At 64.3% G+C, this 20,709-nt stretch carries 15 protein-coding genes; 2 read left to right on the plus strand and 13 right to left on the minus strand.

What is annotated here, in order from left to right; translation table 11 throughout:
- Positions 1 to 58: 58 nt before the first annotated feature.
- Both KY495_RS00625 and KY495_RS00630 read right to left on the minus strand, forming a co-directional pair.
- Positions 59 to 1,999 (minus strand): EAL domain-containing protein, encoded by a 1,941-nt coding sequence (locus tag KY495_RS00625; protein ID WP_219881864.1) that lies wholly within the window; start codon positions 1,997 to 1,999, stop codon positions 59 to 61.
- A 30-nt stretch (positions 2,000 to 2,029) separates the two neighbouring features.
- A complete protein-coding gene (locus KY495_RS00630) occupies positions 2,030 to 2,533 on the minus strand; it encodes a transglutaminase-like cysteine peptidase (protein WP_229518448.1) in 504 nt (167 codons plus the stop codon).
- 472 nt (positions 2,534 to 3,005) lie between these two features.
- Between KY495_RS00630 and KY495_RS00635 the strand changes: the two genes are divergently transcribed.
- A complete protein-coding gene (locus KY495_RS00635; protein ID WP_229518664.1) occupies positions 3,006 to 4,610 on the plus strand; it encodes a TolC family outer membrane protein in 1,605 nt (534 codons plus the stop codon).
- Here KY495_RS00635 and KY495_RS00640 read toward each other — a convergent pair.
- From KY495_RS00640 to KY495_RS00665, 6 genes are all read right to left on the minus strand, one after another.
- Positions 4,607 to 5,149, minus strand: a complete 543-nt coding sequence (locus KY495_RS00640) for a TIGR00730 family Rossman fold protein (RefSeq protein ID WP_219881866.1) — start codon at positions 5,147 to 5,149, stop codon at positions 4,607 to 4,609. The two genes, KY495_RS00635 and KY495_RS00640, sit on opposite strands and share 4 nt — an antisense overlap.
- Positions 5,146 to 5,922: a hypothetical protein gene (locus tag KY495_RS00645; RefSeq protein WP_219881867.1), complete on the minus strand. Its 777-nt coding sequence runs from the start codon at positions 5,920 to 5,922 to the stop codon at positions 5,146 to 5,148. Before KY495_RS00645 ends, KY495_RS00640 begins: the two co-directional genes overlap by 4 nt.
- Positions 5,923 to 5,932: 10 nt before the next feature.
- Positions 5,933 to 6,598 (minus strand): TetR/AcrR family transcriptional regulator, encoded by a 666-nt coding sequence (locus KY495_RS00650; protein ID WP_219881868.1) that lies wholly within the window; start codon positions 6,596 to 6,598, stop codon positions 5,933 to 5,935.
- Between the two features lie 74 nt (positions 6,599 to 6,672).
- Positions 6,673 to 7,884: a patatin-like phospholipase family protein gene (locus tag KY495_RS00655; RefSeq protein ID WP_219881869.1), complete on the minus strand. Its 1,212-nt coding sequence runs from the start codon at positions 7,882 to 7,884 to the stop codon at positions 6,673 to 6,675.
- A gap of 69 nt (positions 7,885 to 7,953) precedes the next feature.
- Positions 7,954 to 8,625: a phasin family protein gene (locus tag KY495_RS00660; RefSeq protein WP_219881870.1), complete on the minus strand. Its 672-nt coding sequence runs from the start codon at positions 8,623 to 8,625 to the stop codon at positions 7,954 to 7,956.
- A gap of 125 nt (positions 8,626 to 8,750) precedes the next feature.
- Entirely contained in the window at positions 8,751 to 9,182 is a 432-nt protein-coding gene (locus KY495_RS00665; protein WP_219881871.1) for a hypothetical protein, read from the minus strand.
- A gap of 162 nt (positions 9,183 to 9,344) precedes the next feature.
- Here KY495_RS00665 and KY495_RS00670 point away from each other — a divergent pair, with 162 nt between their 5' ends.
- Positions 9,345 to 11,330, plus strand: coding sequence for an SDR family oxidoreductase (locus KY495_RS00670; RefSeq protein WP_219881872.1), 1,986 nt, complete (start codon positions 9,345 to 9,347; stop codon positions 11,328 to 11,330).
- Between the two features lie 70 nt (positions 11,331 to 11,400).
- Here the strand turns inward: KY495_RS00670 and KY495_RS00675 are convergent, their stop codons facing one another.
- The 5 genes from KY495_RS00675 to KY495_RS00695 form a co-directional block, all read right to left on the minus strand.
- Complete coding sequence (locus KY495_RS00675) at positions 11,401 to 12,033, minus strand: hypothetical protein (protein ID WP_219881873.1); 633 nt, start codon at positions 12,031 to 12,033, stop codon at positions 11,401 to 11,403.
- A 98-nt stretch (positions 12,034 to 12,131) separates the two neighbouring features.
- Positions 12,132 to 12,746, minus strand: coding sequence for a phasin family protein (locus tag KY495_RS00680; protein WP_219881874.1), 615 nt, complete (start codon positions 12,744 to 12,746; stop codon positions 12,132 to 12,134).
- Between the two features lie 194 nt (positions 12,747 to 12,940).
- Positions 12,941 to 15,955, minus strand: coding sequence for an EAL domain-containing protein (locus KY495_RS00685; protein WP_219881875.1), 3,015 nt, complete (start codon positions 15,953 to 15,955; stop codon positions 12,941 to 12,943).
- A gap of 1 nt (position 15,956) precedes the next feature.
- Complete coding sequence (locus KY495_RS00690; RefSeq protein ID WP_219881876.1) at positions 15,957 to 19,619, minus strand: EAL domain-containing protein; 3,663 nt, start codon at positions 19,617 to 19,619, stop codon at positions 15,957 to 15,959.
- 146 nt (positions 19,620 to 19,765) lie between these two features.
- Positions 19,766 to 20,704: a triacylglycerol lipase gene (locus KY495_RS00695; RefSeq protein ID WP_219881877.1), complete on the minus strand. Its 939-nt coding sequence runs from the start codon at positions 20,702 to 20,704 to the stop codon at positions 19,766 to 19,768.
- Positions 20,705 to 20,709 lie beyond the last annotated feature (5 nt).

The following is a 20,709-nucleotide window of genomic DNA, read 5'->3' on the forward strand; positions in this document are numbered from 1 at the left end:
CGGCGTGGGGCCGGCGCAGCCAATGTGCTCAAGCGGCCGCGCCGGGCGGCCTGCCAGGTTAAAGGACGGGACCGTCCTGGTTGATGCGGGTTGCCGTATCGGGTACCGCCGGACCGGTGGCGCCGTCGAAGCCGAGCGGGCCGATCGCCGCCAGCTCCGCCACTTCCGTCACACCCTCGGCGTATACCTGCAAGCCCATCTTGTGGGCGATACCGGCCAGGCCCTTGAGGAAGATCTGGTTGCCGCCGTTGGCATTGACGCCGCGGACAAAACTGCCATCAACCTTCACGTAATGCAGGGCCATGTCGTGGAACAGGCCAATCTGGTTGAACTGGCGGCCGAAATGCTCGATGCCGACCTTGCATCCGCCCTGGTGCATGGCGTCGCAGAACACGCGGAATGCGTCAAGATGGGCAAAGACTCCACTTTCCGGCACTTCCAGCCACAGGCGCCGGGCGGCGTCGGGACGCTCGGCAATGAGTTCGAGCATCTGCTGGCGGAAGCCGCTGTCCTGGATCGAGCGCGCCGACAGGTTCACCGCCAGGCCGGGCAAGCTGCCATCGCGCCCGAGTTCATCGAGACCGAGCGACACCGCCACCAGGTCCAGGCGCGCGGTCAGCCCGAGGCGCTCGGCAATGGGCAGGAAGCGCGCGGCAGGGAACCATTCGCCGCCAAACATCAGCCGCAGCGCCGATTCGCGGTGCACCACCATGCCTGCGCTGTCGACCACGGGAAACGACGCCATGCGCACCCAGCGCTGTTCCAGGCTGCGCAAAATCAGCCTGGCCCATTCGTCAGCGCTGCGCGGCGCTTCGGCGATATTGAGCGGCAGCTCTTCACGCACGGCGCTCACGCCCTGCGCTTCAGCGCCGGCCAGCGCGGTGTCGACCACGGACAGCACGGCGCCTACATTGTGCCCAACCTGCAGCTTGCCCATGCCGATGAACACGGCCGCTTCGCTGCCGGTGCGTTCGGTAACCAGTGCGGTCACGGCATCAAGCAGCTGACGGGCCACCGTTTGCGGCTCGCCCGCGCGCAGCACCAGCGCAAAATCACTGCCATTGAGACGGGCAGCGAAGCTGCCAGGATGCTGCTGGGCCGGGCCATCGACCAGTGCGCCGATGGCGGCGAGCATGGCGTCGGTGCGCTGGTGGCCCAGCTGCCGATTCCAGTCCGCCAGACGGGCCAGGCGCAGCAGCATCAGGCTGCCTTCGCCGCCGTCTTCCACCATCAGCGCTTCACGCAGCTGCTCCATGAAGTGGTGGCGGTTGGCCAGCCCGGTCAGGGCATCGGTGTTGGCGTCTCGCCGGATCGCCTCCAGCCGGTCGGCTTCGTCGGCAAACATGGACTTGAGCAGCACCACGGTGGAATTCATGGCACTGGTAAGCTGGCGCAGCTCCGGGACATTGGACTCCGGCGTGGTGACGAAACGGCGCTCGGCAATGGCGCGCGCCTGGGCCACCACGGCATCGAGCGGCGCCTTGAGACGGCGCAGGATCAAGGTAGCCAGGTAGCCGGCAATCAGTCCGGCAAAGGCCAGCACGCCAATCATCTGCAGTGTCGAACGCCACAGCGCGTCGTAGGCAAACTGGCTGCGGCTGACGATGACGAGTGTGCCTACCTGCTTCCAGCCGTTCGAGACGCGCGCCACACCGGGCGAGGCCTTGATTGGCAGGAGCGCCGTGAACCATTCGGGCGCGCTGCCGGCCGATGGCACCGCGCGCTTGTTGACCAGCTCCCGGTCACGCGGATCGTACAGGATGATGGAATCGTAATGCCCGCTGTCGAACAGCGCGGCGATGGCCAGTTCCAGTTCCAGCGGGTCGCTGCCGCGCGCGCCCAGGGCCTGGGCCAGCACGTTGGCATTGTCTATGTTTTTCAGTTCGAGCTGCGTCTGAAGATAGGAGCGCGCGCTCAGCGTGGTGGCCAGCAGCCCTCCGGCCAGCGCCAGCAGCGTGCCGAGGATCAGAGCAGACCAGAGTTGGCGATACATCGACATGACATGTCCTTACCAATGAGTGGTGTCTAGTTAGTTGAAGCCTTCGCGCTTTGCGCGCAGCAGCAGGTCTTGCCAGGCCGAGAGCCGTTCCGGACCGCCCGAGGCCTGGCCGCCTGCCGCCACGCCCACAAATACGCCCTGGCGGTTGAAACTGAAAACCGGCGCGAGGTCGGGGCGCCGTTGTGCGGGTCGAATATCCGTGATCAGGTTGTCGAGGATGAGCGGATCGGATTCCGGTGTCGGGTAATACGCCAGCACCATATGCGCTTGCTGCACGGCGCTGCCAGGTCCGCCCAGCCGCGCGCGCACGTAAATCAGGCGCAGCTGATTGTCCGGTATGTCCAGGTCAAGCAGCGAAAAATACTTGGCAATAACGAAATCTTCGCAGTCGCCCCTCCCCTTGCCCATGGTTTCCGCCGGCGCCGACCAGTAGTCCGAGCGGCCCCAGATGCCCTGGTCGTCGCCAAACTCGATGCGCCGGTTGAAAAACTCATTGACGCGCTTGAGCTTTTGCTCGGGCGTCGCGTTCTTCATTTCTCCGAGCATGTTCACCCAGTCACGCATTACCGGCCCACTTACTTGCAAGCGCTGCAAGTCCAGCGCGGGCGCTGATGCGGCAACACAGATGGCGGCAAAAAACAACAGTGCGAGCCGGCGCCGGCCTGCCCGCACAGGGGCAAGATCAGCAATAGTACAGGGCGGGCGCGGGGAAAAGATCAAAGCTGCTCGTCAAAAATGAGACACCTCGATGAAGTGTATCAGAGTAATATTTTTTGGCCTCAAGCAAATGATTCAAAAGAGTATTACAATGCATCAAATCGCAAAACGACCCCAAACCCTGGTTCATATTGTTGCGCGGGAGCAAATACCTCCCGATACTTGTTGATATGAAATAAGCAGCATGTTTGTCTACGCGTTCGCGCGTGCTGCTGTTGCATGCACTTTTGCATGATCTTAACGCGCAAATTATCAGGCCGTCGCCACGGCTGACCAGGACAATATCGTGATGAAGTTGAAACATACTTGCGCCGCACTCGCTCTCGCCTTTGCCCCCCTGCTGGCGCTTGGCCAGCCCCAGACCCTGCACCAGGTCGCCCAGCAGGCACTGGTGTCGAACCCCGAGGTGCTGGCGCGCTGGCACGCGTTCGAAGCGGCTGGCCATGAGCGCGCCGCCAGCGCCGGCGGCTACCTGCCGCGCCTGGACCTCACGGCAGGCGCCGGCCGCGACGATATCCGCGATCCCCTCAAGACCAATGACCTGAGCCGCAATGCCAGCTCGCTCACCCTCACGCAAATGCTATGGGATGGCGCGCTGACGTACAACGATGTCAGGCGTCTGGACCACACCCGCATGGCGCGCCTGTACGAACTGTATGACGTGTCCGAGACCGTGGTGCTGGATGTGGTACGCAGCTACGCCGACGTGCTTCGTTACCGCAAGCTGGTGGAACTGGCCGAGGAAAACTACGTCCGCCACCAGGCAGTGTTCATGCAGATCCAGAAGAAGACCCAGGCCGGCGTAAGCCGCCGCGTGGACCTGGAACAGATCGCCGGTCGCCTGGCACTGGCCGAATCCAACCTGCTGCAGGAGACGGCCAACCTGCATGATGTCTCGGCCCGCTTCCAGCGCCTGGTAGGCGTGGTGCCGTCGCCTGCGATGCAGCCCCTGGCACTGTTGGACAAGGACCTGCCGCCGACCATGGCGCAGGCGCTTGGCACCGCCCTGCGCGCCCACCCTTCGCTACAAGCGTCAGTGGAAAACGTGCGCGCCAACGAAAAGGCGGCCCGCCTGCGGCGCGCCACTTACCAGCCGCGCGTAGACCTGCGCATGCGCTCGGACAATGGCAGCAACCTCAATGGCCTGCCCGGCTCGTCCTCGAACAAGGCGCTTGAAGTGCAGCTGTCGTGGAACCTGTTCAATGGCTTTTCCGACGTGTCGCGCGTGCGCCAGCAGGCGGACCTGATCAACGTGGCGCGCGACCAGCGCGATAAGGCCTGCCGCGACGTGCGCCAGACCCTGTCGATTGCCTACAACGACACCACCAAGCTCACCGAGCAGCTGGCCTACCTGGACCAGCACCAGCTGTCGATTGAAAAGGCGCGCGACGCGTACCGCAAGCAGTTCGATATCGGCCAGCGCTCGCTGCTCGACTTGCTCGATTCGGAAAATGAGTTGTTCCAGTCGCGCCGCTCGTACGCCAACGCGGAATTCGACCGCCTGTTCGCGTTTGCCCGCGCCCACGCCGGCATGGGCACGCTGTACCAGGCGCTCGGCCTGGCGCGCCGCCAGCCTGCCAGCCTGCCGGCCGTGGCGGACAAGAACGATGGCGAAAACATCGCCAGCAACTGCCCGGTTGAGGCGCCGCCGGTCTACACCATTGACAAGGAAAAGCTCAATGCCCGCGCGCGCGAATACGTCTTCGAATCGGCCAGCGCACCAGCGCCGGCCCCGGCAACCCTGCTCACGCCTGCGCTGATGCCGGCACCCGCGGCGCCTGCCGTGGTGGCGCCGAAACAGGACGCGGCACCGGCCAGGCCGGCGCGCAAGGCCCGCACTCCGGCCAGGACGGCACCGGCGCCGGACCAGTTCAAGCTGTCGGAAGAAAGTTAGCGCGAAGCCAGCAGGCGTGCAAGCAGCGCCTCTGGATCACTCTCGACCATCATCAGGTCGCGATGCTGGGCTCGGATGAAGCCTTCCGATGCAGCGTGCGCGATGAACTGCGCCAGCTGGTCATAGAAGCCGGCCACATTGAGCACGCCAATCGGCTTGGCGTGAATCTCCAGCTGCGACCAAGTAAGCATTTCAAACAGTTCTTCCAGCGTCCCCATCCCGCCGGGCATGGCCACGAAGCCGTCCGCCAGTTCGGCCATCATGGCTTTACGCTCGTGCATGTTGCGAACGACGAAAAGCTCGGTCAGGCCGGCATGGGCCAGCTCGCGGTCGACCAGCTGCTGCGGGATCACGCCGATCACTCGCCCACCCGCGGCCAGCGCAGCATCTGCAATCACGCCCATCAGGCCCACATGGCCGCCGCCGTAGACCACGGTCATGCCGCGCTGCGCCAGCAGCCGCCCAAGTGCACGCGCAGCCGCCGCGTACACCGGATCGGTGCCGGGATTGGCACCGCAATACACTGCAATCGACTTCATTCGTCCTCGAGTTCTTCCCTGGCCGCTTCCACGTCGAGGCGTTCCATCGCATCCTTCGGCTCGACCGCGGCCGCCGCTTCGTACAGCTTCACGGCGTCGTCCATTTTCTTCTTGCCGTCCAGCGTCACCAGCGCATTGGCGTACTCGATGCGGCCGATGGCGGTGTCGGGGTTGAGCTCAATGGCCTTCTTGAAGGCCTTGTAACCATCCTCCTTCTTGACGCCATATGTGAGGCCGCCGATCATGGCGCCCACGCTGTTGATGATCTCGGCGTGGAAGGCGCCCAGTGCAATGTGGGCGTCCGAATGCTTGGGCGCAAGCGCGATGGTTTTATCCAGGCTGGCGCGCACCTTGGGCGCGATGCCCTGGGCCAGCGCCTTGACGATGGAAATCCCCTGGGCGTAGCGGCCCAGCGCATAGGCATGCCAGTAGTAGCCGGCCGGGTTGTCAGGCTGCTCGGCCTGCTGGCGCTCGCAGCGCTCGGCCACTTCCTCGAACATGGCGATTTTCTTCTTGTCGCTCTTTTCCAGGTAGGTGGCGTACATGCAGCTGGCCTTGTGCGCCACCGAGTAGCCGTCCACACCCGCGTCCAGACCGAGCTTGGTGGCTTTCTCAAACTCGCCCGCATGGAACGCGATCCACGCATCGACCAGCGCCGCCTTTTTGGGAAACGGCTCGGCATCTCCCACGTGCAGGCGTGGCCAGGCTTTTTTCAGCGTGGCCGCCGTGTACACGTAGGCATCGTCAGCGTGGGGGAACTTGGTCCATGCCATGGTTGGCTCCTTATTTGAGTTGTTTGAGATATTCTTCGGACAGCTTTTCGAACAGCAGGTGGGTGTCGCCGCGCAGGTAGGGGCCAATCAGCGACAGCACCTGGTAACAGCCGCGCGCCAGCGCGTCCGACATAGCCTGCTGCTCGGTGTATTTGCGCGGATTGCGCACGTATTCATACGACAGCCAGTAGGTCGCCACCACCACCATGTTGGTGGCCAGGGCGGCGATGTCGGCGTCAGACGCTTCCAGCGACTTTTCGGTGCGCAGGTCTTCGCACAGCTGGCGCGCGACCTTGATCTTGTGCGCCAGGATGACCTTGAAGTGCAGTTCGAGCTTGCGGTTGCGCGACAACAGGTCATTGAGGTCGCGGTAAAAGAAGCGGTAGCGCCATACCAGCTCGAACATCAGGTGCAGGTACAGCCACACGTCTTCGATGTTGGAGCGGCGCCCGTCCGGCACCGTCAGGATGCGCTCGATCTCCGCCTCAAACTGCACGAAGATGGAGTTGACGATGTCGTCCTTGTTGCGGAAGTGGTAGTACAGGTTACCGGGCGAGATGTTCATCTCTTCGGCAATCACCGTGGTGGTGATGTTCGGCTCCCCGAACTCGTTGAACAGCCGCAGGGACAACTCGAGGATGCGTTCGCGGGTGCGGCGTGGAGCTTTCTGTAGCATGGCGGGCGGTCTGATGTTTTACTCACACAAGCATAACACCGAAACTGCCCGCTTCACCAGTGGCAGCGCCAGGTTCAGGCCGAGCGCGCCACCTTGAGGTAGCGTTCCAGATCGTCCAGGGTCTGGCGCAGCCGGGCCAGGGCCTGGCGCGATGGTGCCTGCTGCACCAGCGACAGGCTGGCGTCGCGCAGCACACCGAGCTTGAGCTTGAGGCCATGGCGTTCGAGCTTGGGGGCGATCTCGGCGCGCCGTTCGAGCAGCATGAGGCGCGTGTTCTGGTACGCCTGCTCGCACATGCGGCGCCGGTTGGCATAGCTGAAGATATTGGTGAAGAACAGCTCGGCGTCGTCCTGGTTGGGCTGGAACAGCAGGATATCGACACCCGGATGGCTTCTTTCGTAGCTGGCCATGCCCGAGGCGATGCGCGAGTGCAGGATGGAGCGCAGGGTCTGCGACATGACGTCGAGCAGGCCGCCGTCGAGCAGCTTGCCGCCCTTCTTGCGCGACGCCTTGCCCAGGGCGTTATAAGGGACGATGGCATTCACGCAGAACAGCACATCGACCCCGGCCTCGAGCGCGATCGAGGCATGCATGCTTTTGCGCAGCGCACCATCGACAAAATGGTGGCCGTCCAGCTCCACCGGCGGGAACAGCCCGGGAACGGCGGCGCTGGCCTGCACCGCGCGCGAGATGGGCGTGTGGTCCCATTCCGGCTGGTCGCCAAAGCGCACCGCTTCGCCGGTATCGAGATCGGTGGCGACGATCACGAGGCGGTTGCGCAGCTTGCGAAAGTCGTTGGTGCGGCCTGCACGGGCAAAGGTGGCCGCCATGTAGCGGTGGATGCCGTCGCCCGAAATCAGTCCTGCCGGCAGCGCTTCCTTGAGCCGCTCGAAAGAGGAAAACACGCTCTGACGGTTGCGCGCGTAATGGAACAGCGACGAGGCAATCAGGCCGGGCAGCTTGACGGCGCGCCGCGTCAGTTCTGCCGTGGCGGGGCGCAGCAGCAGTTCGGGCTTGAACAGGGCGGCGCCGTCGGCGGCATCGACATCGCTTTCGATGAACAGGCGGCACATCTGGTGCGGCGTGATGCCGTTGGCCAGCGCCGCGGCGATGATGCCGCCGGCCGAAATGCCGACATAGATGGCCGCGTCATTGACGTCCAGCCCTTCGATCGACTCTTCCAGCGCGGCCAGCACGCCAATTTCATACACTGCAGCCAGGGGGCCGCCACCGGCCAGTGCCAGGCCGATTTTGGGAGCGCTGCTGCGCGGAGTAGTCTTTTTCATTGGATGCACCTTTTACACGTGAAAAGGGCCTGCGCAAGCACAGGCCCTTCGTCTTGCCAGCCGTGGCGATTACGCTGCGGTGCTGCTGCTCTCTACTGCCACGTCATTGACCTTGGGAGCGCTCTTCCTGACCGCTGCCTTGCGTGGCGCGGCGGCCTTTTTAGGCGCGGCTGCCGGTTTGACGGCGATTTTTTTCGCGGCCGGCTTGGCCGATGCAGCCTTCTTCACTGCAGGCTTGGCGGCGGCCTTTTTGGCTGCCGGCTTGGCTGCGGCCTTGGCCGAAGCAGCTTTCTTGACTGCCGGCTTGGCGGCGGCCTTGGCGGCCGGGACCTTCTTGCCGGTGGCTGCCGCCACTGCACGGCTGAGCTGCTCGACGCGGCGGGTCAGCTCCTGGATGTCTTTCTGGGTCGGCACGCCGATGGTCGACAGGGCGCGTGCCACGCGGTCTTCAAACACCTGCTCAAGCTTGTCCCAGGAACCGGAGGCTTGCTTGGACACGCCATCGGCAACCTTGGTGACGGTGTCGGTGACTTCGGAGACCTTGTCTTCGGCCATCGAGCGGGTACGGCGCTGCAGGTTGTTGCCTTCTTCGACCAGCTTGGAGAAGACGCGTCCGCCCTCTTCCTGGGCCTTGGCGAATGCGCCCAGGCCAGCCTGCCAGATCTGGGAAGCGGAGGTACGAACCGCGCTAGCCAATTGTTTGTCTTCGGTTTTTGCCAGTGTCTTCAGTTTCTTTACCATGGTGGAGCTCCCAGTGTGGATGTGTCGAGGTCTTACCCTTCTTTGATGATGCCATTCTAGATAGCTATTCTAGAGATCGGACACTAAAACCATAGAGAGCAGCTTCTAAACCCCACACCGGATCATCAGCGCCCAAAGGCCTTGAAGATGGCGTCGACTTCGTACTGGCGGGTGCACATGGCGATGCCGGGGCCGGTGCGGCTTTCACCGGGGCCGCCGAACCAGCGCAGTGCCACCACATCGCCCTTCATGACGACGTGGAAGGCACCGCCCTGGGCCGACCACAGCGTGGTGCCCATGCGTGGCCCCAGGCGTTCGTCGCCGCTGATGGGAACCGGGTCGCACACATAGCGGGCGCAGGGCGCCGCCTGGCCGTGCTGGCAGGCCGAGGGCTTGAGGCAGGCGTTGGCAAACACGCGGCGGCACTCGGCGAAGTCGGCGGCCGATGGCGGAATGGCGGTGGCCGGCGTGGCCATGGCCGCTGCCATTGGCAGCAATCCCAGGGCCAGGGCGGCAGATAGAGTCTTGACGGCGTTCTTGAGGGCGTTCACGTTCATCCTTAACAATGGTCCACCGGGCGATGCTACAGCACCAGTCTATATCCTGCAACGGCGCACGACTGTTTCTGGCCGGGGAAGGCGTACAACTCCTTGCCAAGCGTCCAATCCCCTGTAATGATTGGCACATCAATTCATTTAACCGGCATAAGGGGAACCACGATGCAGTATTTCGTCACGGGTGCGACAGGGTTTATCGGCAAGCGGCTGGTCAGGAAGCTGTTAGCGCGCAAGGGCAGCGTGGTCTACTTCCTGATGCGCGAAGGCTCCCGGGACAAGCTGGCCGACCTGCTTGACTACTGGGGCGCGCCCAAGTCGCGTGCCATCCCCGTGTACGGCGACCTGCGCGAATCGAAACTGGGCATTTCCAAGGACGACAGCAAGAAGCTGTCCAAGGAAATCGACCATTTCTTCCACCTGGCGGCCATCTACGACATGACGGCCGACCCGGATGAGCAGGCCGAAGTGAACGTGGCCGGCACCCGCAATACCGTGGAGTTTGCCAACGCCATCGGCGCCAAATGCTTCCACCACGTCAGCTCCATCGCCGCTGCCGGTATGTACGAAGGCATCTTCCGCGAAGACATGTTCGAGGAAGCAGAAGGCCTGGACCATCCCTACTATATTTCCAAGCACGAGTCCGAGCGCATTGTGCGCAGCGACATCAAGGGCGCCTTTCGCGTCTACCGTCCGGGCCTGGTCATTGGCGACTCCAAGACCGGCGAGATGGACAAGATCGATGGCCCCTACTATTTTTTCAAGCTGATCCAGCGCATCCGCCAGTTGCTGCCGCCATGGATGCCGACCATCGGCATCGAAGGTGGCCGCATCAACATCGTGCCGGTTGACTTCGTGGTCAACGCCATGGACCACATTGCGCACCAGGCCAACCTGGACGGCCAGTGCTTCCACCTGACCGACCCCGAGCCGATGCGCGTGGGCGAAGTGCTCAACGTGTTCTGCCGCGCGGCCCATGCGCCGACCATGAGCATCCGCATCAATGCGGCCCTGCTGGGATTCATTCCCAAATCGGTCAAGAAGGGCATCATGGCGCTGTCGCCGGTGCGCCGCGTGCGCGATGCCATCATGAAGGACCTGGGCTTGCCGCCCGACGTCATGGGCTTCATCAACTACCCTACCCGCTTTGACAGCCGCGAAACCCAGCGCGCGCTCAAGGGCAGCGGGATCGCGTGTCCGCCGCTGGAATCGTACGCCGCGCCGATCTGGGACTACTGGGAGCGCAACCTCGACCCGGACCTGTTCATCGACCGCACCCTGCGCGGCACGGTGGCCGGCAAGGTGGTCCTGATCACGGGCGGCTCGTCCGGCATTGGCCTGGCCGCGGCGCACAAGATGGCGGAAGCCGGTGCCACCACCATCATTTGCGGGCGCGACGAAGACAAGCTGGCGGAAGCGAAAAAGGAAATCAACGAGCGCGGCTTCGACTGCATCATCTACCAGGCCGACGTGGCCGACATGGCCGACTGCGACCGGTTTGTGCAGCTCCTGATCGAGAACCATGGCTGCGTCGATGTGCTGGTCAATAACGCCGGGCGCTCCATCCGCCGCGCCATCGAATCGAGCTACGACCGCTTCCACGACTTCGAACGCACCATGCAGCTCAATTACTTTGGCTGCCTGCGCCTGACCATGGGACTGCTGCCGACGATGATCGCGCAAAAGCGGGGCCACATCATCAACATCTCGTCGATCGGCGTGCTGACCAACGCGCCGCGCTTTTCGGCCTACGTGGCGTCCAAGGCGGCGCTGGAAGCGTGGACCCGCTGCGCCTCGTCCGAGCTGTCGGACGTGGGCATCAAGTTCACCACCATTAACATGCCGCTGGTACGCACGCCCATGATTGCGCCGACCAAGATCTACCAGAACGTGCCGACCCTGGCGCCGGAAGAAGCGGCCGACATGATCGCCGAAGCCGTGGTCTACAAGCCGGTGCGCATTGCCACCCGCGTGGGCGTGTTCGGCCAGGTACTGCATGCCCTGATGCCGCGCGTGGCGCAGATCGTGCTCAACACGACCTTCCGCATGTTCCCGGATTCGGATGCAGCCAAGGGCGGCGACAAGAAGGCGCCGCAACTGAGTTCCGAACAGATCGCCATGCAGCAGCTGCTGCGCGGGGTGCACTTCTAGGCCGGCTTGCCGGCATATCCAGCGCCGCCTGCGGGCGGCGTTTTGCATTGCCTTGCCGATGCCGGTGTGCTTAGTTGCAGCTCACGTTCCACGGATCGTAAGCCAGGCCGGAACGCCGTACCCATACCGTGGCACTGGTATGGCGGTCGCTGCGAAAGATCAGCTCCGCCATCTCCTCGCCGCCCGATACGGGAGCCCCCACATCGATCGCATGCAGCCGGAACGGCAAGGAGCGCTGCACCGCGCACGAGGTATTGCCGGCAAAGAGCAGGCGTGCGCGTTTCAGCACGGCCGGGGCATGCGCTGCCAGCGCCGTGACATCGGTGTCCGGCATGCTCTGCAGGATCAGGATATGCTGCGGCGGCGCTGCGGCGCAGGCCACCGGGTGGAACCAGGCCAGCCCGATGGGCCGTTCCATGGCCCATTCGCTGCCAAAGACAAAGCGCATGCGCTCCATGCGGCACAGGCCACGCGCTGCGCGCCGCGCTTGGGCGTCGACCCGGGCCGTCAGGCGCCAGGGCTGGCCCGGTCCCCCGCGCTCGATCGTGAAGACCGGGCCTGGGGCTTTGGCGCCGGGAAAGCGGGAGCGGTAGAAATCAGCAAACGCGGCCCGCTCTGCGTCCGTGGCGGCGCGGGTCTCGAGCGCGCACGCCGGCAGCGCAAGCGCGTACAGGAAAGCTGCCAGCGTCATCATGCGTACCATCTTCGTCCCCCTTTGCGTAGAGACGAGCATGATACAGAAAAGCCGGGGCCGGCGGGGCATGGCGCCCTGCCGGCCTGCGTTGGCGTTATGCGATTTCGTCAGTTCGATTTGCCGGCGCCCTTGCCGGTGGATGCATGCGCAGGCTGGCCCTGCACGTTGCCCTGGAATGAAGCGTGCTGGCCGTCGAACTGCCCATCGACCTGGACACTGGCGCTGCTGCTCTGCATATTGCCGTGGGCATGGGCGCCGTTGCCGCGCTGGTGTTCGAACGGATCGCGGAAGTTCTTCATCGATTCCTGCTGCTCGCGCAGCGACCTGTCCTTTTCTTCCGACGCCGTGCGGGCGACCTGGTCGGCCAGCTCACGCGCGGTGCGGCCCGTTTCCTGCACATGCTGCTCCGTCACGCGCGCCAGTTCAACCTGGGTGTCGGCCACGGCGCGCGACATGTGCTGCTGGTAAGCGCGCAGCTTGTCGGTTGCCGGCTGGGCGCGGGCGGCGGTGACGGCGATGGCGTCGGTCGGGCTTTGCATGGTCAGCAGCTGGTGGCTGGCAATCGTGCTCTCTTCAAGCATGGTCTGGCCCAGCTGCATATTGAGCTCGCACAGGTGCTGGAACGAGCGTGACAAGGACTTGGAAAAGTCGTTGAAGAACGAGACCTGGGCGTCCAGGTGGGTGCGAACGGCAGGCGTAACAGATGGCGAAAATGGATACATGATTGACCTCTATAGTGTGCGTTGCAATGGGCGGACCAGTCCGGCGTACCGGGCCGCGCCTGGAATGGGGTCTGACTGCCGGGATATTGCGGTCTTGTTCATTTACCGCAGCTGTAGATTAGGATGCCGTCATGACAGCCGCGTGACCGAAATACGCATCGGAAACAGATCGGCAAAAGAGGGGAAACAGGCGGCTATGTCCGGGGTGTGGCCGCCCGCGCCAGGAAGGTGGCAGCCGCCTCCCCCGCCACCGGCCGGCTGTACAGATAGCCCTGGATGTCGTCGCAGTGTTCGTCGCGCAGCAGCGCGAGCTGTTCCTGGGTTTCCACGCCCTCGGCCACCACTGTCAAGCCCAGGCCGTGGGCCAGGCCGATGGTGGCGCGGGCAATGGCAAGGCTCTTGACGTCGTCGGTGATGTGGCGCACCAGGCACTGGTCGATCTTGATCTTGTCGAGCGCAAAGCGGCTCAGGTAACTGAGGGAAGAATAGCCGGTGCCAAAGTCGTCCAGCGCCACCGTGATGCCCATGGCGCGCAGCTGGTCGATCTGGCGCATGGCGGTATCGGCTTCGCTCATGAGCACACTTTCGGTCAGCTCGATGCCCAATGCCGACGGTTCCAGGCCATTGACGGCCAGCGCATCGGCAATCAGGGCCGGCACGTTGCCCAGCATGATCTGGTGGCCGGACACGTTCACCGCAATCGGTACCGGCGCCAGGCCGGCATCGCGCCAGGCGCGGGACTGGGCGCAGGCGGTGCGGATCACCCATTCGCCAATCTGCACAATCAGGCCGGTATCCTCGGCCAGGGGGATGAATTCGGCCGGCGATACATTGCCCAAGGTTTCATTGTTCCAGCGGATCAGCGCTTCCATGCCGCACAGGTGCCCGCTCGCCAGGTCCATCTGCGGCTGGTAATGCAGCGCCAGCTCGCCCCTGGCCTGGGCCCCACGCAGGCGGTGCTCCAGCGACATCCAGTGCAGGGCGCGGATGTTCATCTGGCCGGTGTAGTAGCGAAAGCTGTTGCGCCCACTTTCCTTCACATGGGCCAGCGCGGTATCGGCGTTCTTGATCAGGTCCACCGGCGTGGTGCCATCGCCCGGATAGAGGGCGATGCCGATGCTGGCGGTGACGGTCAGTTCATGCCCCAGCGCGTGCACCGGCTGGGCCACCAGTTCCAGCAGCTGCTGGGCACAGGCGTTGACATCGTCCAGGTCATCGAGGTGGGTCATCAGCAGCACGAATTCATCGCTGCCAAGGCGCGCCAGCGTGTCCCCGGGCTCGATGCGGGTGCGCAGGCGTTCGCCGATTTCGCGCAGCAGCAGGTCGCCCGCATCGTGGCCAATGCCTTCATTGATGCGCTTTAAGCGGTCCACGTTCATCAGCAGCACGGCCAGCTGGCGCTGCTCGGGCCCGGCGCCGTCAATGGCCTGCTGCAGGCGGTCATTGAGCAGCGAACGGTTGGGCAGGCGCGTGAGCGGGTCGTGGTTATTCATGAACTGCAGCTGCTCGGTGGCGCTGCGAATGGCGGACAGGTCGCTAAACACGCCCACATAACCTTCCACCTCGCCCCGTTCGCTGCTGATCGCGCTCATATTGAGCCATTGGGGGAACAGCTGGCCGTTCTTGCGGCGGCTGCGGATCTCGCCGCGCCACTGGCCCTGGTTCTGCAGGCTGTGCCAGAGCGTGCCGGCCAGGGCGCTGTTGTCCACGTCCGCGTGCAGCATCAGCGCCGACTGGCCCAGCACCTCGGCCTCGGTGTAGCCCATGATGCGTTCAAACGCGGCGTTCACCGCCACGATCATGTTGGCCGCATCGGTGACCACGATGCCGTCGCCAGTGTGCTCGAACACGCGCGCCGACAGGCGCAGCTTGTCCTGCGCCAGACGCTGCTCGGTGATGTCCTGCAGGGTGCCCAGCAGTGCAGTGGGCCGCCCGTCCGCGCCTTTGACCAGCGAGGCACGGGAATGGAAATAGCGGATCGGCCCCAGTGCCGGGTTCGAGCGCAGCTCCTGCGACCATTCTTGCACCGTGGGGTCGCCGTGATAAATCTCCGGAACATCATCGGGATGCAGCATGGCGTTGAACTGCGCCATCGATGGTGGCGTAGCGGCTGGCTCGAGCCCCATGACGCGATACATTTCTTCGGACCAGTACTCTCTACCCGTATCGTATTCCAGGCGCCAGCTGCCAATCTTGGCCAGGCGCTGGGCAGCGCGCAGCTCACGGCCACTTTCCTCCAGGGCCTGGTTGAGGGCGTGGCGCGCCTTGAGTTCCTTGAAGGTCAGCCGGCTTAGCCACAACACAAGCAGCAGGAAACCCAGCGATACCGCGACGTACGCAATCGAGGCGCGGCGCCAGGAAGCGAGCGTCTCGTCGGTGCTCACGCCAAGCACCAGCACCAGCGGCTGGCGCTCCACGTGGCGGAAATGGAACTGGCGCTCGATGCCGTCAATCGTGCTGCGCGCCAGATAACTGCCTTCGCTGCGCGCCGCGCTCTCCGCGATCAGGCGCGTCAGCGGCGCCGGCCTGGTGTCGGTACCGGCTTCGGGCACGCGCAGCATCAGCACACCGTCCTTGCGCGCCAGGGTGACCACGCCGTCGCGTCCAAGCTTGATCGCCTCATAAAATTTGCGCAGCGCCTGGGGCTCGAGCGCCGCCACCGCCACGCCGCCAAAGCTGCCGTCGGGGCGATTGATGCGCCGGCTCAGGGCGATGGTGGACACCCCATGCTTGCTCACGAAGGGCTGGTCAATGTACAGCCCCGCGTCGGCGGCGCGATGGGCCTGGAAATAGGCGCGCTCGGCGAGATTGTATGCGCCGGGCAGGCGCTCGCTGTCATGGATCATGTTGCCGTCGGCGTCGAGCACGAACAGCGCGCGCACGAACGGCAGGCTGGCCAGGTGATCACGCAAGGTGCCATCGACATCGGCATTGCTGCCTTGCGCGGCCAGGGCCGCGCGCTCGGCCGAGCGCAGCGCCAGGTCCGCCGCGTCGAGCGTGGCACTGGTCTGCTTTTCGAGCACGCGCACCATCGCGGTGGCGCTGCGAGCGGCGCTCTTGAGCGCGTCGGAACGGGACTGCAGCAGCTGGAACGCCAGGTTGCCGAGAATGGCCGCCGAACACAGCAGCGAAAACGCAATGACGGGGGAACCTGCCGCAACGCGCAGCCGTGACGCAAACCTCTTGATCGCCCCCGGCAAAGCGCCCACCCTACTGGATCAGGTTGCGGCCGGTGCCAAGGCTGTTCCCGTCGCCGTGCAGCTGGCTGTGCAGGCGAAAGCCCTCGCGGATATTTTCACGCAGTACCGCGCCTTTCCACGGCTTGGTATAGAAGCGGTCGATCGCGCCATGGTTGATGGCGGCCATGATGGGCGCCAGGTCGGCATAGGCCGACAACATGATGCGGAAGGTATCCGGGCACAGGTTCTTGACCCGTTCCATGAATTCGGTCCCGCTCATGGTGGGCATGCACTGGTCGCACAGGATCACATGGACCTTGTTGCGGGCCAGGATATCGAAGCCTTCGGCTGCCGTCTGCGCGGTCAGGATGCGGTAGCCGTCCTGCGACAGGAAGTCGGTCAGCACGTCGAGCATAAAGGCGTCGTCGTCCACGATCAGGAGCGTCTGCTGCGCCAGCGAGGACTCGTCCACGGGCGCCGCCAGCGCCTTGCCATCGCCCAGCATGGCCACGAAATCGTCTTCCGACACCGGCTTGCTGAAGTAGTAGCCCTGCATCTCGTCGCAGCCGTGGCGGCGCAGGTACGCGAGCTGCGCATCGCGCTCGACGCCTTCCGCGATCACCTGCAGCTTCAGGCTGTGCGCCATGTTGATGATGGCCAGTACAATGGCCGCGTCGTCGGGATTGCTGGTCACTTCGCGCACAAAGGCGATGTCGATCTTCAGCTTGTCGATCGGGAAGCGCTTGAGATAGGCCAGACTGGAGTAGCCGGTGCCGAAATCGTCGATCGAAATCTTGATGCCGAGCGCCTTCAGGTTGCGCAGCACGGCGATGGTGTCTTCGGCATTGGACATGAGCGAGCTTTCGGTCAGCTCCAGTTCCAGCAGCTCGGGGGCGATCTCGTGGACCTTGAGCGCCCGCAGCACTTCTTCTTCCAGCCCGCCCAGGAAAAACTGGACCCCCGAGACGTTGACCGACAGGTGCACCGGGCCGACCTTGGACTTGCCCCATTTGCTGATCAGGCGGCACGCTTCATTGAGCACCCAGGTGCCGACCGGGACAATCAGGCCGGTCTCTTCGAGCACCGGGATGAACAGCGCCGGCGACACCATGCCGTGCCCGGGCCGCTGCCAGCGGATCAGCGCTTCGGCGCCGCTGATGCGCCCCGACCCGATGTGCACCTTTGGCTGCAGGTAGAGCACGAATTCCTTGTTGTCGATGGCGCGGCGCAGCGCATTTTCCAGGTCCAGGCGGGCCAGCGACTGCGCGTTCATCTCCGCCGTGAAGAAGCGGTAGGCGTCGCGCCCGGCTTCCTTGGCGCGGTACATGGCCGTGTCGGCGTATTTGATCAGGGTATCGGCATCGAGGCCGTCGTCAGGATAGATCGTGATGCCGATGCTGGACGTGACGGTGACTTCATGGCCACCGAGGTCGAACGGGCGGCGCAGCGAATCGCGGATCTTGTCCACCACGGCCAGCGCGCCCTGCGGCCCTTCCGGCAGGATCAGGATGGCGGCAAACTCGTCGCCGCCAAACCGGCCGACGGTATCGCGCACGCGCAGGCTGTCGACCAGGCGCGCCGAAAACTGGCGCAGCAGATCGTCGCCGCACGGGTGGCCAAGCGTGTCGTTGATGTTCTTGAAGCGGTCCACATCCAGGAACAGCACGCCCACCGACCAGTGATGCTCGGCGGCCTGCTCCAGCGAGCGGGTGAGCGAGGAATAGAACTGGCTGCGGTTGGGCAGGCCGGTCAGGGTATCGAAGTGGGCCAATTTGAGCAGGCGCGATTCCGATTCCTTGCGCTCGGTAATGTCGCGTGCCACTGCCACCAGAATCCAGTTGGCGCCCGAACGCAAGGTGCGGCGCTGTACCTCCACCGCCACTTCGCTGCCATCCTTGCGCATCACGGTCAGCTCCGCCATGGCGCCGCTCTGGTCACCCGAGAGCAGCTTGTCATACAGGTCCTGCAGGCGCTCGCGGTCGCTGCCGCCGACGTTGTTCGTGCCCAGCGCCAGGTAGTCATTGCGCTCGTAGCCAAACATGCGGCACGCGGTGGCATTGACGTCCACGAACAGGCCGTCGGAGCGGTCGATCAGGAAGATGGCGTCGGCGGTGACGTCCATGGCCGTACGAAAGCGCCGCAGGTCTTCGTCGAGCCGGATGCGGGCCGTCATGTCGGCCGTCAGCTGCGCATGGTGGCGCTTGATTTCGTCGTACAGCAGCAGGTTCTCGTAGGCCACCGCAATCTGGGCCGACACCGTCACCGCCACCCGTTCATCGACTTCCGAGAACGCGGCCGCGCCCAGTTTGTCGACCAGGTACAGCCAGCCATGCACCCGCTCGCGCGAGGCAATCGGCACGCCCAGGAAGGAATGGACCGGCGGGTGCGACTGCGGCAGGCCGAGGGCGCGCGGGTCGCCGCCCTCGTTCTCCATGCGCACCGGCTGGCGCTTTTCAAGCAGGGTATTGAGTACCCCCGCGCGCGGCGAACTGGAGACCACGCGCGCCTGGCGGTTGTCGCCGCAGGAGGAAAAGTAACTGAGTTCGTCGGCGCCCTCCTCCATCACCCCGATGCAGGCAAACTTGGCCACCGACACGTTCTGCGCCACGCGGCAGCCGATCTCGATCAGGGCGGCCGGGTCGCGCTCGGCCCCCAGTTCGATACCCAGCTCGATGAGCGACGTCAGGCGCAGGCTCACTGCCTGCAGGCTTGACAGACTGCTGGACAGCCGCCCCGTCATGTCGGCCAGTCCGTGGGAAGGGACGGCGGCATCGCCGTCGTTGTCGCTGGCCATGCGCGACAGGCCCTGGCTGCTGGACTCCACCTCATCGAGGTATTCGGCCACCGTGTTTTCGATCAGCGACATGGGGCTGGCGTCAACCGCCGCGCTGGCCATGGCCGGCAGGGCCTTCGGTTCGTTCATCCCCAGCGCTTCGTGGACCGTGCGCAGGATTTCATCGGGATCGGACGGCTTGCCCAGCACCCAGCGCACGCCGCACGCTTCGGCCATGTTGTGCGCTTCGCGTTCACGGTAGGTTGCGGTATAGAAGATGACGGGAATATCGGCGGTGGCCGGGTCGCCCTGCATGCGCGTGACGAATTCGTAGCCATCCATATTCGGCATGAGGATGTCGGAAATGACCAGGTCCGGTCTTTCCTTGCGCACCATGGCCAGGCCTTCAACGCCGTTGGACGCCTCCACCAGCCGGTGCCCGCCGTAGCCGAGCAGCGTGATGAGGAATTCGCGGTTGAGCACATGGTCGTCCACGATCAGGATCGTGGCCCGGCGCGGCTCCGGCGCCGGCGGTGCGGGCGTGGCGCCGCTGCGGCTGGTGAGGAAATTTTCAAGCTCGGTGACGAAGGTATCAGGCTCGATCGGCTTGCCGATGTAGCCGTCAAAGCCCGCTTCCAGCAGCCGTTCGCGGTCGCCCACCATGGCCAGCGCCGTCACCGCCAGCACGGGAATGTGGGCCAGCGCGGGATCGGCCTTGAGTGCGCCCACCACGCCGTAGCCATCGAGCTTGGGCAGGTGGACGTCGCAGATGATCAGGTCGGGCCGGGTTTCACGGGCCGCCTCCACGCCGCTGGTGCCGTCGATTGCCATCAGGGGTGTATAGCCGAACGCTGTCAGCAGGTACACCATCAATTCCATGTTGGTGGGATTGTCTTCAATAATAAGAATCCGTGCCGACACGATTTCCGCTCCCGTCCATGATCAAGCGCCTGGAATTTGAAACCGAAGGTTACAAATTACCACATTTGAAATGCGAAAGTGCTTGTCCATGACAATACTTTCGGGTCCACTCTATCACGGCTGGGAGGGATGTTGCCGAAGATTATCTATGGTGTGAACAGGTCGGCCAGTTCCTGCATGAGGCGGTTGAGGATGCGCGGGTTGCGGCCCATGGCCACATGGCCGATGCCGCCAAACTCGATGCTGCGCGCGCCGGGCAGCACGCTGGAGGTCTGGGGCGCGACGATATTGTCGTGATGGGTGAAGATGGAGGTGATCAGCGCGCGCCTGGCCGGCGTCTCAGATGCGCCCAGCTCGCGCAGCCAGTCGCATTCCGGGGCGTCCGGCCCGCCCGAGCGGCGCATCTGGGCCGCGTTCAGGCCAATACCCTTGCTGGCCAGGCTGGTGCCGAAATGGGGCGTGCCAAGCGTGAAAATGTGCGCCACGCGCGCCTCGCCATGGGCCCGCATATACGCCCTGGCCACCAGGCCGCCCATGCTGTGGGCGATGATGACGACCTTGGGGGCGTTGGTTTTAGCACACAGTGTCGCCACCGCCCGTTCAACCAGGGGCACATAGTCGTCGATGGCGCCGAGCATCGGTTCCAGGTCGAGCGAGGCGTGGCTGATGCCACCCGCGTCGAGCAGCGGCGTCAAATGCGACCAATAGCCGCTATTGCAGCCGTAACCATGCAGCAGCAGCACGGGCGGGTAAGTGCGGTTATCGTAAATACGCTCGCGCGCACTGGCGCGCGCCATGAACCACGAGGACTGCAGCAAGGTGGCGATGAATTCCTCGGCAAAAAGCTTCAGGCGCGCTCCGGCGGCGAGCTGGAAATTTGCCGGGGTGGCGCTGGAAAAACGGGCCGTCATGAGAAAGTTGTTGGCCGTGATGAGCATGCGCACCACCAGCACGATGAGGGCCCCGGCGGCCAGCGCCAGCGGCCAGCTGGCAATGGTGCCCCCGCCAACCAGGGCCCAGGCAAAGAGCAGCGCACACGCCGCCTGCACCAGCAGCAGCCATCGCAGCAGCGTACGCGTCCTCATGCCGG

The sequence above is a fragment of the Massilia sp. PAMC28688 genome, from assembly GCF_019443445.1.
Lineage (GTDB): Bacteria > Pseudomonadota > Gammaproteobacteria > Burkholderiales > Burkholderiaceae_D > Telluria_A.